The sequence below is a fragment of the Bradyrhizobium sp. SZCCHNS3052 genome, assembly GCF_032484495.1.
Lineage (GTDB): Bacteria > Pseudomonadota > Alphaproteobacteria > Rhizobiales > Xanthobacteraceae > Bradyrhizobium.
In genome coordinates, this window is the sequence record NZ_JAUETB010000004.1 from 544,283 (window position 1) to 556,760 (window position 12,478).

Here is a 12,478-nt window from a genome sequence, read left to right on the forward strand (position 1 = left end):
TGTCATCCGGCCGCGCTTTGCGGGGACCGGGCGGCTCGCAATGACGCTTGTTGATCGAGCCGCGCCGAACACACCGCCGTCATCCCGGCGTACGCCGGGATCCATAGCCACCGGCTTACCTGCAGCGACACTTTGATAACTCCAGCATGTCGCGCTGCGTCCGGCTGAAACCATGGGCCAAGGTCCGCGCACAACGAGGCTATTGCTGTGCTTGCCTGCGGCTGTGCTGAAGCCAGCCTGATCTCCAGCTTCGAATCCGCGCGACGGAGCGTTGCATCGCACCGGCCTTGAGCTCGCCCGCGCACACAGCAGCCGTCAGCGCACCGTTGATCTCGCGGCCGACATCGGAGGTCTGGTCCTCGTCGCTGAATTTGGTGAACATGATGATATCAGCGCCCGCCTTGACGGCGGCGATGGCGGCGGCGGCCGGCGGCTTGGCATCGAGGATGGCCTTCATGGCGAGATCGTCCGTCATCACCACGCCGTCATAGCCGAGCTCGCGGCGCAGCAGCCGATCGATCGCACGGCCGCCGCTCTGGGTGGCGACGCCGCCCCATCGGCTTGAATGCGCGAGATGCCCGGCCATGATCGCGCCAGCCAGTCCCCGCCTGATCAGGCGCCTGTACGGCTTCAGCTCCGCCGATGACCAGGTGGTCGTGACGTCGGCGATGCCGGCGTGGCTGTCGGCGGTGGACGATCCATGCCCCGGGAAATGCTTGAGCACCGTCAGGATGCCCTGCCTTCGGTGCGCCCGGATGAAGGCTGCCGCGTAGCGCACCACCGTGTCGGCGTCGCGGCCATAGCTGCGTTGCCGCTGACCGATGATCGGGTTCGACGGGTTGGTGTTGAGATCGACCACCGGCGCGAGATTCATGTTGATGTGCAGCGTCGCGAGCTTCTCGGCGAGTGCCGCGTAAGCGCGGCGCGCCGCCGGGACGGAGCCGCGGGCGATCTCCGCGGCCGACGGCGTTTCCGCAAGGCCGACATTCGATCCGAGCCGCTCGACCGTTCCGCCTTCATCGTCGATGGCGATGAACGGAGGAGCCGCGCATTTGCAGGACCGGAGTCGATCGATCATCGCGGCGAGATCATCTGACGTTCCGACATTGCGGCCGAGGATCACGACACCGCCGATCAGCCCCTCCTCGAGATCGGACAGAATCTGCTGAAATCCGGCATCCGATGCCTTGGTCCCGAAGAAGCCGGCCATGATCATCGGGCCCACGAGCCGCGACGTTGCCGCTGTGTTGCGGCAGCCGGCGGCAAGGCCGGCGTGCCCCGAGTGCATCAGGAGTGCGAGGGCGAGGGACAGTCGGCCCAGTCGTCGCAGCATTGCGATCACGCCTCGCGGCTGTGGAGGTGACTCGCTCATATGCACGGGGTCAGATCGCCGCGAAGGCAAATCTCAGGTTGTTGACAGGCTCGCGACCGTCGCCCCCTCGGCAATGGTCCGCGGCGCGGCATTGAGCTGCTCGATGGCAAACCCTGCCGCCTTCTTGTAGCCGGCCATGAACGCGTCGCGCTCGGCCGGTGGGATGACCTCGTCAATATTGGTGAAGGTCCCGCCGCAGCGCTCGTCGACCAGGTTGAGCAGGCCGAACGGGCCGGCGCCGCGGTTGCGCAGGATGACCTGCGAGATCGGGCCGCACAGCTTGTCGTCGTAAGCCGCGAGCGCCGCCGGCGTCACGCCGTGCGCCAGCAGGCAGGTGCCGAGCACGCGGGCGTCGACGATCGCCTGGCTCGCGCCATTGCTGCCGGTCGGATACATCGCATGCGCGGCGTCGCCCATCAGCGCGACGGGACCATCGACCCAGGTCGGCACCGGATCGCGGTCGATCATCGGGTTCTCATAGGCGCCGTCGGCGCCGGCGATCAGCGCGGGCACGTCGAGCCAGTCATAGGTCCAGCCGGCGAAGTGATGGGCGAACTCCTTGACCGGGACCTGGCGGAACCAGCCGGTCTGCTTCCAGCCCTCGGTGTTGTCCATCGTCACTTCCGCGATCCAGTTGATCAGCGCCAGCCCCGACTTCGGATCGGGATGCGAGATTGGATAGACGACGACGCGGTGGCGATGGGTGCCGAGGCCGACGAAGGACGATCCGGTGCGCATCGGCTTCGCCCAGGTGACGCCGCGCCACATCACCGCGCCGCCCCAATGGATCGGCGGCTGCGCCGGGTGCATCTGCGCGCGCACCGCCGAGTGGATGCCGTCGGCGCCGATCAGGAGCCGCCCGCGCTGCTCGGAGCGCGACCCATCGGCATACTCGACGCGTGCGGTCACGGAGCCGTCCGCATGCTTCTCGTAGCCGCTGACGCGGCTGCCGAGCCGCACGCAATCAGCGCCGGCGCGCTGCACCAGCCGGCTGTACAGCAGCATGTGCAGCTTGCCGCGGTGAACCGCATATTGCGGCCAGTTGTAGCCGGCAAGCAGCCCGCGCGGCTCGGAATAGATGTCGTTGCCGTTCAGCCCGACCAGCGCCCATTCCTTCGCGGGCACGCCGACCTGATCGAGATCGTCGGCGCCAATTCCCAGATCATACAGCTCGCGCACGGCATTGGGCTGCAGGTTGATGCCGACCCCGAGCGGCCGCATCTCGCGCACGCTCTCGTAGACCACGCAGGGCACGCCGATCTGCTGCAGGGTGAGTGCGGTCGCGAGGCCGCCGATGCCGCCGCCGGCGATGATGACAGGAAGGTCGGTCATGGGCATGGGTCCGTCGCGCCTGAACTCGGGAAACAAAGCTCGAAAGGAGGGTCGATAGGGATGCTGGCACGACGCGTGCAGCGCGCGGATCGCCTCCCTCGATCCATCCGTGGCCAGCGTTATCCGCCGGTCTGTGGCAAAGGCCTAATTCAGAAGGCCAGCCGAAACAAGGGGAATGGGCAATCCGCGCCGTCATGGTAGGCTGGTGCCATGCACCGTCCAACTCTCTCCCTCTGTGCGGCCCTGTTGCTGGCCGGTCTGGCGAGTCCCGCGACAGCCTTCGACGTCGAGGCTCATCGCGGCGGGCGGGCACTGCATCCGGAGAACACGCTGCAGGCCTTCGCCGCAGCGCTCGCGTTGGGCGTCGATACGCTGGAGCTCGATGTCGGCGCCACGGCCGACGGCGTGCTGGTCGTCTCGCACGAGCGGCGGCTCAATCCCGATCTCGCCCGCGACGCTTCCGGCAACTACGTCGCGCCGCCCGGACCGCTGCTGATCGACCTGCCGCTGGCCGAGGTGCAGTCCTACGATGTCGGCCGGATTCGCCCCGGCAGCGACTATGCCAGGCAGTTTCCGGAGCAGCAGCCGCTCGCGGGCGACGTGTCGCCGCGCATTCCGCCCCTGAAGCAGGTGTTCGATCTCGTCAGGCGCTCCGGAGACGACCATGTGCGTCTCAACATCGAGACCAAGCTCGATCCGGCGTTTCCCAACGAAGCGCCTGACCCGGCGCGGTTCGTCAGCCTGCTGCTCGGCCTGATCGATGCTGAGCAGTTCGCGGATCGCGTCATGATCCAGTCGTTCGACTGGCGCACCCTGCAGTTGGTACAGCAACGCGCACCTCGGATTCCAACCGTCTATTTGTCACTGCAGCGGGGCAAGGCGCCGACGGTGTCGTTGACCGCGGCCACCCGCTGGACCGCCGGCTTCAATCCTGCCGATCACGGCGGCTCGCTGCCGCGCACGATCAAAGCGGCCGGGGGCAAGGTGTGGTCGCCCTATTTCGCCGACGTCACGCCGGAGTTGGTCGCCGAAGCGCATGCGCTCGGGCTGCAGGTCGTGGTCTGGACCGTGAACAAGCTGGAGGACATGGCGCGGCTGATCGACACCGGCGTCGATGGCATCATTTCCGATCGGCCGGATCTGTTGCGCAAGGCCTTGGCGGAGAAGGGCATCGCCTTGCCCGTCGCATCAGCAACCGGACCAAACTAGCAATGAACGGCGGAGGCCTGTCCGTTGCCTTCAACGCCCGGAGAGGTAGAGCGCGTCTCAGAACCGATAGTTGACGCCGAGGGTCGCGGCGTGAATGCGGTCCTTGACCTCGAAGCCCGTGATGTTGACGACCGGCACCGTGTTGGTCATTACGATGCCGCTTTTGCCGAAATCGTAATAGTTGTACTCGGCATTCACGGACCAGTGCGGGGCAAAGGCCCACTCCACACCTGCGCCCGCCGTCCATCCGGTTCGCATTGAGGTCGTGCTCGGATCGACGGCGACTCCAGACGGAAGGATGAACGGATCCTCGTTGCGCTCGCGCGTCCAGGCCGCGCCGCCGCGGGCATAGACCAGCCAGCGTTCGGCGTAGACATAGCCGAGCCGGGCCGTTGCAGAGCCCAGGAAATCGTTCGTCGTGATGAACTGCGACGGGCGAATCACACCGGTGATGCGATTTCGGACCGTGCCGCCATGGCTGGTTCGCAGGCTGCTCCAGGCAGCGCGGGCCTCGGCGCCGATCACCCAGGCCGGTGCGAACTGATAATCGCAACCGATTTGGCCGCCGCCAACAACGCCGGCCCCGCTGTAGTCTCTGACGGCTCCCAAATCGTTGATCGTGGTGTCGGTGCTGACGACTCCTCCGACGTGACCGCCGATGTAGCAACCGGTCCAGCTGAACCTGACCGGAATTGGAGCTTTGGCCGTGATCGGCAGATCGGCAGCAGCCGCCGCTGCACCGGACAAAGCGATCGCCGTTGAAGTCAGCAGAACCTTGAGCATTCCAAGACACCTCAGCACATTCGCGCTGAGGTGGTAGCACCTGATGGTAGTTCTGTATGTTGTCCGCCAGCAACATGCCGCAAAAATACGGGAACTTTGCTGGCGACTCGGGGCAGCTCACTCCATCACCACCTCGTGCCGGATCACGAACGGCGCGAGCAGCGTATGCACCTCGTTTGCGATCGCCTCGCGGCTTTCCGCCGGCACGTTGCGCAACGTCACCGTGGCGATGCTGCCGTGGCTGCCGTGCGGGCCGACCTTGACGCTGCAATCGATGCCGCGGTCGGTCAGTTGCGACAACACCTTGGCGAACACCCGCGTCGCGGCGTCCCAGCGCAGTTGCGGCTTGAACACCTTGCCGACGCCGGTCACCGGCATCGGATCGATCGGGATGATCTGCACCGGCACCGCGGCGCGCTCCGGAGTGCGGGCGCGCACCCAGTCCTCCAGCTCGCCCGGCTGCACGCTCGCGCCGGGCTTGAGCTGCACATAGCCGATCGGCAGCTCGCCCGCATAGGCGTCGGGCTGACCGACCACCGCGGCGAAGCCCACGGCCGGATGCTGGAACAGGATCTCCTCGATCGGCGCCGGATCGATGTTGTGGCCGCCGCGGATCACGAGGTCCTTGGCGCGGCCAGTGATCCACAGGAAGCCGTCGGCATCGAGCCGGCCGAGATCGCCGGAATTGACCCAATGTCCCTGGACGAAGGCGCCCTTGTTGTGGGCGTCGTCGAGATAGCCGGAGAACACGCCGGGCCCGGCCATGATGACGACGCCGATCTCATCCGTTGCGCAGTCGCGCTCATAGCGCCCGTCGGCATCGAGCTTGACGATCCGCACCTTCGCGTAAGGCAGCGGCAGGCCGACCGAGCCGAGCCGGATCGGCTGGTCCGGATAGGCCATGGTGTGCACGCTCGCGGTCTCGGTCATGCCGTAGACCTCGATCACCGGCAGCTTGAGCTTGTCCATGATCGCCTGCCCCACGGCGACCGGAATCGCCGAGCCGCCGCCCGCGGCATAGCGCAGACTGGAGATGTCGGCGGCGCCTTGCGGCACCGCGAGCGTCGCCGCCAGCACCGTCGGCACGCTCGACAGCGTCTCCGGCTTGAAGCGCTGCACCAGACCCCAGATGTTGCGCACCGCATTCGGATTGCGCCAGCCGGCGCCCGACAGCACGACGAGGGACCCGCCCGCCGACAGCGTCTGCAGCGCCTGGGTCAGCGATCCCCCGACATGGAATAGCGGCATGCCGAACAGCAAGGTGCCGCCGGGCTTGGCCTTCAGGACCAGGTTGATCCCCCAGGCCTGATAGACTTGGTTGCCATGGCTGTGGCGCACCAGCTTCGGCGTGCCGGTCGTGCCGCCGGTGTGGAAATAGGCGGCAGTGTCGCTGGCCTTGATCTGCCGGCCGCTGACGAGATGGTCGCTCGGCTGCGCTCCGATCAGGTCATTGAACGCGTGAATGCCGTTGGCGGGGTCCCCGCCGCCGCCATGCACCTGCACGATCGCCTTGAGGTGCTTGAGGCCGCCGCGCACCTTCTCGACCTTCTGCCAGATGTCGGTGCCGGGCAGGGGGCCGAGCGCCACCAGCACCTTGGTCCTGGCGGCATCGAGAATCTCGGCGATCTGGTGCGGCTCGAGCAGCGGATTGACCGGGTTGGCGATGCCGGCGGCCTCGGCGCCGAACAGCGTGACGAAGGCGTCGGGCACCAAAGGCAGCATGAAGCTGACGACGTCGTCGGGGCCGACGCCGAGCGCATGAAACATGTTCGCCGCCTGCGTCACCCGGGCGATGAAGTCGCGATAGGAGATCACGACCGGCGTGTCGGCCGGATCGGCGTTGGGCAGAAACTGGATCGCCGGCGCATCCGGGTTGACCGAGGCGCCGCACTTCAACGCCTCATAGGTGCTCTGCGCGGCGATCCGTTCGCCATACGGCGTCTGCTCGACGGCGCGGATGTCAGCGGTGCTTGCGAATGTCGGATAATCGCTGCCGATGGCGCGATCGAGCAGGTGAATGCCCATGGCCTGTCCTCCCTGTGTCGTGTCCTCGTCCGGTCGATTGCGGCCGGCGACTGCGCGCGGGCTCTATGCGGCCCGTTCGTCGCGATCGTCACAGGACAGGATGAGGGAGGATTCGTCTTGCGTCTATCCCGGCGTTGCCGGGCGGACCGCCCGATTTGCCGCAGGCGAGGAGACGAGGCGTGGTCAAGTCGTCTTGATGCGACGCGAAGACCGCTCCGATTTCCGCGTCATTGCGAGCGCAGCGAAGCAATCCAGGGTGGTGGGCGGGGCTCTGGATTGCTTCGCTGCGCTCGCAATGACGGGAGGATACAGCTTAGCCCTGATGTCGGCCGCGCAGCGTGCCTCAGCTCGCCGCGTCGATCAGATTTTCCAAGAGCCGCTTCAGCTCGCCGGTGGCCTTGTCGCCGTAGTTCTCCAGGATGTGCGCCTCCTGGCTGGCGGCCAGCGAGTTCAGCCGCTTGCATAGCGCCTTGCCATGATCGCTGATGAACATCAGCACCTTGCGCCGGTCGTGGGCGTCCTGGCGGCGGTAGACCAGCGAGTCGGAGACCATGCGGTCGATCATCTTGGTCAGGGTCGGGTGGTTCAGCAGGACCGCGTCGGCGAGATCGCCCATCGAGTGCCCCTCGCCGTCGGAGAGCACCTTGAGGATGCGCCACTGCTCGACGGGCACGCCCTCGGTGCTCAGGCGCGACTCCAGCTGCCGGTTGATCTCCCGGTTGGCCTGCGCGAGCAGGTAGGCGAGATGTTCGGTGAGGGGGCTGTTGGGATGGGGCGGTTTGGCCACGGTGAACTTCGCTTGCGGTCCCGACTTGAATGAATGTCCGGCAGTAGCTGCCCGATCTATATGCATCCCAATTCTTGAACATTCAACATTTTCGAATAGGATATTTGCCGAACGCGTGCTGATTTTGACGGCGTATGACCGCCGGCCCACAATGGGCCAGGCACGGTTGCGGCCAAGGAGTGGGTGTGCTCTCGACAGGATCTGTCACGGCCGGGCGTCTCCGTCTGCCGCCATCCCTGCTGTTCAGGAGCCCGCCCCGGCGGGCCGGCCTTCCTGCACTCGCCCCCTTCGATCCTGACCGTATCCAGCGGCGCGGCTCCCAGAACAGGCTGCGCATCGGCAACTTCCTCACCTTCTCCGGGTCACCCGGCATCTGGGGGCCGGCCGCGACCAACAGCGCGCTGCTCGCGGTGTCCGACATCAACCGCCACGGTGGCATTCTCGGGCGCGAGATCGAGTTGTCGTTCTACGATTCCGGCGGGCCGGCGGACGAGGTGGCCGAGCGCGCGAGGGACGCGCTCGAATTCGACGACATCGACGTGGTCATGGGCTCGCATATCAGCGCGGTGAGGCTGGCGCTGCGCCGGCTCACCCGCGGGCGCATCCCGTATGTGTATACGCCGGTCTATGAAGGCGGCGAGCGCACGCCCGGCGTGATGGCGATCGGCGAGACGCCGCACAGCCAGACGCGCCCCGCCATCCACTGGCTGGCGGAGAACAAGCGCGCCCGGCGCTGGTATCTGATCGGCAGCGACTATGTCTGGCCGTGGCAGTCGCACCTCCAGACCAAGACCTTCATCACCGAGGCCGGCGGCCAGGTGGTCGGCGAGGAGTTCGTGCCGGTGGGCGAGGATGACCACGAGGCGCATCTGGCGCGGATCCGCGCCGCCAGGCCCGACGTCGTGCTGATCTCGCTGATCGGCACCGACAGCATTACCTTCAATCGCGCCTTCGGCGAGTCGGGCCTCGCCGCGACCACCCTGCGTCTCGCCGGCGCGGTGGACGAAACGGTGCTGCTCGGCATCGGCGCCGACAACACCGAGAACCTGTATTCGGCCTCCGGCTATTTCAGTTGCATCGGCTCCAAGGCCAATGACGCGTTCATGAGCCGCTACACCGCGATGTTCGGCGCCGATGCGCCGCCGGTCGGATCGGTCGGCCAGTCGAACTACGAGGGCCTGCGCTTTCTCAAGGCGGCCGCCGAGCGCGCCGGCTCGCTGTCCCTGCGACCGCTCGCTGCCGCCGGCCGCAACATCGTCTATTCCGGCGCGCGCGGCGAGGTGACGATCCGGCAGGGCCGCGCCGGCATGGCGATGCATCTCGCCGCGGCCGACGGGCTCGACTTCAAGATCATCCGAACGTTCTGAGTAACGCTGCGCCGAGCTTGGCCGGGCTGCGTGCCGCGGTCACCCTCCCCTGGAGGGGAGGGTCGCCTCACGGGGCGCGAAGCGGCGCGTGAGGCGGGGTGGGGTGATCTCTCCTCTGGAGCCGGCGCGTGGAGACATCACCCCACCCCGCTCGCCCGCTTCGCGTGCGATCGACCCTCCCCCTCCAGGGGAGGGTGAGCCGTCACATTCGCGGCCGCCTGTTCAGTTCAGCCGCAAGGCAATCACGATGACAAGATCTGCCGTCACGCGGCCGCAGCCTTCTTGGCATGCACGCCGACGGCAGCCGCCGGCGTACCTCCGACCTCACGAATCATCCGGCTGATCGCCTCCTGCGGCATCGGCTTGCCGAACAGGAAGCCCTGTACGCTGCTGCAGCCTTCCTCGCGCAGGAAGGCGAGATGCTGTTCGGTCTCGACGCCTTCGGCGAGCACGGGAATGTTGAGGCTGCGCCCGAGCAGCAGGGTCGCCTTGACGATGGCCGCGGCGTGCACGCTGGTCTCGACCGACTGGATGAAGCTCTTGTCGACCTTGATCTTGTCGAATGGAAACACCTGCAGGGTCGACAGCGACGAATAGCCGGTGCCGAAATCGTCCATCGCCACGGTGACGCCGATCGCCTTCAAGGCCTGCATCACCTGCAGCGCGTGCTGGCGGTCGGCGATGATACCGGTCTCGGTCAGCTCGATCTCCAGCCGCTCCGGCGCCAATCCAGTCTCGCGCAGCACCTCGGCGACACGCTTCGGCAGGTCGTGGTTGAGCTGCATCGGCGCGACGTTGACGGCGACCTTGAACGGCTGGCTCCAGGTCGCGGCGGTGGCGCAGGCGGTGCGCAGCACCCAGTCGCCGATGTCGACGATCAGCCCCGTTTGTTCGGCCATCGGAATGAAATCGTTCGGCGGCACGCGGCCCTTCACCGGATGGTTCCACCGCAGCAGCGCCTCGAAGCCGACGATGCCGCCGCTCTGCGTGTCGTTCTGCACCTGGTAGTGCAGCTCGAACTCGTTGCGCACCAGCGCGCGCTTGAGGTCGATCGCGAGCTCGGCGCGGCGCCGGCTGGCCTCGTCCATCGACGGCTCATAGGTGCAGATCTTGCCCTGGCCGAGACTCTTGGCGCGGTACATCGCGAGATCGGCGCGGGTAAGAAGCTCGTCCGAGGTCAGCCCGTGGTCGGGATGCAGCGCGATGCCGATGCTGCAGCCGACCGAGAGGCTGCGCTCCTCCCACTCGACGGGCGCCAGCACCAGCGCGCGCATCCGCTCGGCGAACTTCGCCGCCTCGGTGCGCGCGAAGATCTCGCTCTTGACGGCGACGAACTCGTCGCCGCCGATTCGCGCCAGGAACTCGCCCGGCTGCAGCGTCGATGCAATACGCTGTGCGATCACCGTCAGCACCGCATCGCCCGCGGCATGGCCGTGCGCGTCGTTGACGTCCTTGAAGCGATCGAGGTCGATCGCGAGCACCGCCAGATGCGCGGTCTCGTCGCCCTCGGTCAGCAGCGGCGCGAGCCGCTGGCCGAGGCCGCTGCGGTTCGGCAGGCCGGTCAGCGGGTCCTGCAGCGCCAATTGCCGATAGCCTTCGACCGCTTCCTGCGTCGCCTGCATGTCGATCATGTAGGCCGAGGCGGCCATCGCCATGATCAGGCCGATGCCGGTGACGACCGTGACCAGCATCAGGCTGTCCGACAGCGACTGCACCGGCGCGCTGCTGGCCGCCATGGGGGCCAGGGTCAACGCGAGCATGCCGGTGAAGTGCAGGCTCAGGATCGCAAGCACCATCGCGAGCGAGCTGCCATATTTGCAGAAGCGGGTGACGGGACGCGCGATGCGGTTCGCCGCGACGGCACCGAAGCCCATCGCGAGCGCGATCGAGAGCCAAACCATCGGCACGTTCCAGGTCAGCACGCCGTCGAGCTTGAGCGCGCTCATGCCGCTGTAATGCATGGCGGCGATGCCGAAGCCGAACACCGCGCCGCCGGCCTCGATCAGCGGGCCGCGCTGGGTGCGTGTCGTGATGAAGAAGCCGAGCCACGCAAAGGCCACCGCCAGTCCGAGCGAGGCGAAGGTCATCGCCGGCTCGAACGAGCGGTATCCTGGCGTGTCGTAGCCGAGGACCGCGGCGAAGTGCGTGGTCCAGACCGTGCCACCGGCCACGAGGCCGGCCAGAAACAGCAGATGGAAGCGGCGGAGGCCGGCGTTGCGACGGACCCGCGCGAGCAGCCGCATGGACAGAATCGAGCCGAGCACGCAGACGAGCAGTGCGGCGGCGACGTAGCGCAGATCATGATCGGCGGGCAGGCAGGACAGGATCGTCAACATCGGCAATGTACCCTCGCTCAGCCGAGCTACGGTCCGCGGCGGGACCGGTTTTGGCACGCGCGATTCGCGGTTAGCGAAGCGTCAACGCGGGCAGCACCTCCGCCCGTGCCGATCCATGCAAGGGGTTTGGAATCCGACCATCGAGGCGCAAGGGCCGCCCCGCTGCAGGGAACTCGGGACATCGTGACGAAACTCCCAGTGCAGGCCGCAGGGCTCGCCGGCACACGGCCTTTTGCGATCCTCCGTGGCCGGAATGGGTTGCCGCTCCATGACGGAATTAATACGATCCGATGTCGTTCACATGAAATTTGGAGTGCCCGGATGCGTGCGCAGTCGCGAGCCCTGTCGAACCCGGTCGCCCTGTGGTGGGCGATGCTGACGCTCGTCAGCCTCGCCAACATCGTGTTCTGGTTCATCCTGTACCGCCAGCTCAACGGCGGCAGCAGTTCGTCGGGTCAGGCGTCCCAGACCAGTTCGATGCTGGCGCTGTCGGCGGCCTATGTGTTCGGCTGCGCCTTCCGCTCGGTGCTGCCGCGCGCCGACGTGCAGCGTATCTGCCTGGTCGACAGCTGGCTGTCGAGCGTGTTCATCGGCCGCACCGTCGCGACCATCGCCGAGATCGCCTTCGCGGCGCAGTGGGCCATCATCCTCGCGCAGCTCGGCGCGATCGCCGATGCCGAGACCGCGGTCAACATGGCCCGCATCATCGTGCCGCTGATCGTCGTCGCGGAGATCTGTTCCTGGTACGCCGTCGTCACCCGGAATTTCCTCTACAACGCGATCGAGAACTCGCTGTGGGCGGTGGCCTTCCTGTTCGTCGGCATCGGCCTCGGCCGGCTGCTGCCGGAGTTCGACGGCCTGGTGCGCGGCCTTCTGATCGCGGGCCTCGTCGGCATCGCCTGCTATCTCGCCTTCCTGGTCGTGATCGACGTCCCGATGTATGTGAAGCGCTGGCGCATCGAGCGCGCCGCCGGCACGCCACTCCTGCATCCGCTCGCCGGTCTGCGCGACTCCGCCACGCGTTGGACCGTCACCCACGAGTTCGAGCACTGGAAGGAAGAGATCGCCTGGATGTCGCTGTATTTCAGCGCCGCCGTCTGGGGCTCGCTGGCGCTATGCGCGCTCTCGGCGATGAACGATCCCCTGCCGCGAGATCGCGCGCAGGCCACCGGTGCACCGCCGGCCATCGTCCAGCACGACGCCGATCGATCCTGACGCGACATCCCGCCGTGACGATCACGGCGGGATGCCTGCCGGCCGAGCGGCG

9 protein-coding genes are annotated in these 12,478 nt (G+C 67.0%); 3 read left to right on the top strand and 6 right to left on the bottom strand.

Translation table 11 applies throughout. The features are described 5' to 3' along the window. Positions 1-199: 199 nt before the first annotated feature. Both QX073_RS17370 and QX073_RS17375 read right to left on the bottom strand, forming a co-directional pair. Positions 200-1,333, bottom strand: coding sequence for a glycoside hydrolase family 3 N-terminal domain-containing protein (locus QX073_RS17370; protein ID WP_315825532.1), 1,134 nt, complete (start codon positions 1,331-1,333; stop codon positions 200-202). Positions 1,334-1,405: 72 nt separating this feature from the next. Continuing rightward, on the bottom strand, positions 1,406-2,704 hold the full coding sequence (locus tag QX073_RS17375; protein WP_316226082.1) for a flavin-dependent oxidoreductase: 1,299 nt from the start codon (positions 2,702-2,704) through the stop codon (positions 1,406-1,408). A 210-nt stretch (positions 2,705-2,914) separates the two neighbouring features. Between QX073_RS17375 and QX073_RS17380 the strand changes: the two genes are divergently transcribed. Beyond that, positions 2,915-3,913, top strand: a complete 999-nt coding sequence (locus QX073_RS17380; RefSeq protein ID WP_316226083.1) for a glycerophosphodiester phosphodiesterase — start codon at positions 2,915-2,917, stop codon at positions 3,911-3,913. 57 nt (positions 3,914-3,970) lie between these two features. Here the strand turns inward: QX073_RS17380 and QX073_RS17385 are convergent, their stop codons facing one another. The 3 genes from QX073_RS17385 to QX073_RS17395 all read right to left on the bottom strand — a co-directional run bounded on the left by QX073_RS17385 (position 3,971) and on the right by QX073_RS17395 (position 7,508). Further along, positions 3,971-4,696: a porin family protein gene (locus QX073_RS17385; protein ID WP_316170990.1), complete on the bottom strand. Its 726-nt coding sequence runs from the start codon at positions 4,694-4,696 to the stop codon at positions 3,971-3,973. A gap of 117 nt (positions 4,697-4,813) precedes the next feature. Continuing rightward, positions 4,814-6,721, bottom strand: a complete 1,908-nt coding sequence (locus QX073_RS17390; RefSeq protein ID WP_316170989.1) for an acyl-CoA synthetase — start codon at positions 6,719-6,721, stop codon at positions 4,814-4,816. 343 nt (positions 6,722-7,064) lie between these two features. Next, positions 7,065-7,508, bottom strand: coding sequence for a MarR family winged helix-turn-helix transcriptional regulator (locus tag QX073_RS17395; RefSeq protein WP_315715212.1), 444 nt, complete (start codon positions 7,506-7,508; stop codon positions 7,065-7,067). 185 nt (positions 7,509-7,693) lie between these two features. On the opposite strand from QX073_RS17395, the gene QX073_RS17400 reads away from it, so the two are divergent. Continuing rightward, on the top strand, positions 7,694-8,875 hold the full coding sequence (locus QX073_RS17400; protein WP_315825529.1) for a substrate-binding domain-containing protein: 1,182 nt from the start codon (positions 7,694-7,696) through the stop codon (positions 8,873-8,875). 263 nt (positions 8,876-9,138) lie between these two features. Here QX073_RS17400 and QX073_RS17405 read toward each other — a convergent pair whose 3' ends face one another. Next, a complete protein-coding gene (locus tag QX073_RS17405; protein WP_316226084.1) occupies positions 9,139-11,211 on the bottom strand; it encodes a putative bifunctional diguanylate cyclase/phosphodiesterase in 2,073 nt (690 codons plus the stop codon). 321 nt (positions 11,212-11,532) lie between these two features. Between QX073_RS17405 and QX073_RS17410 the strand changes: the two genes are divergently transcribed. Then, positions 11,533-12,426, top strand: a complete 894-nt coding sequence (locus QX073_RS17410; protein WP_315715215.1) for a hypothetical protein — start codon at positions 11,533-11,535, stop codon at positions 12,424-12,426. Positions 12,427-12,478 lie beyond the last annotated feature (52 nt).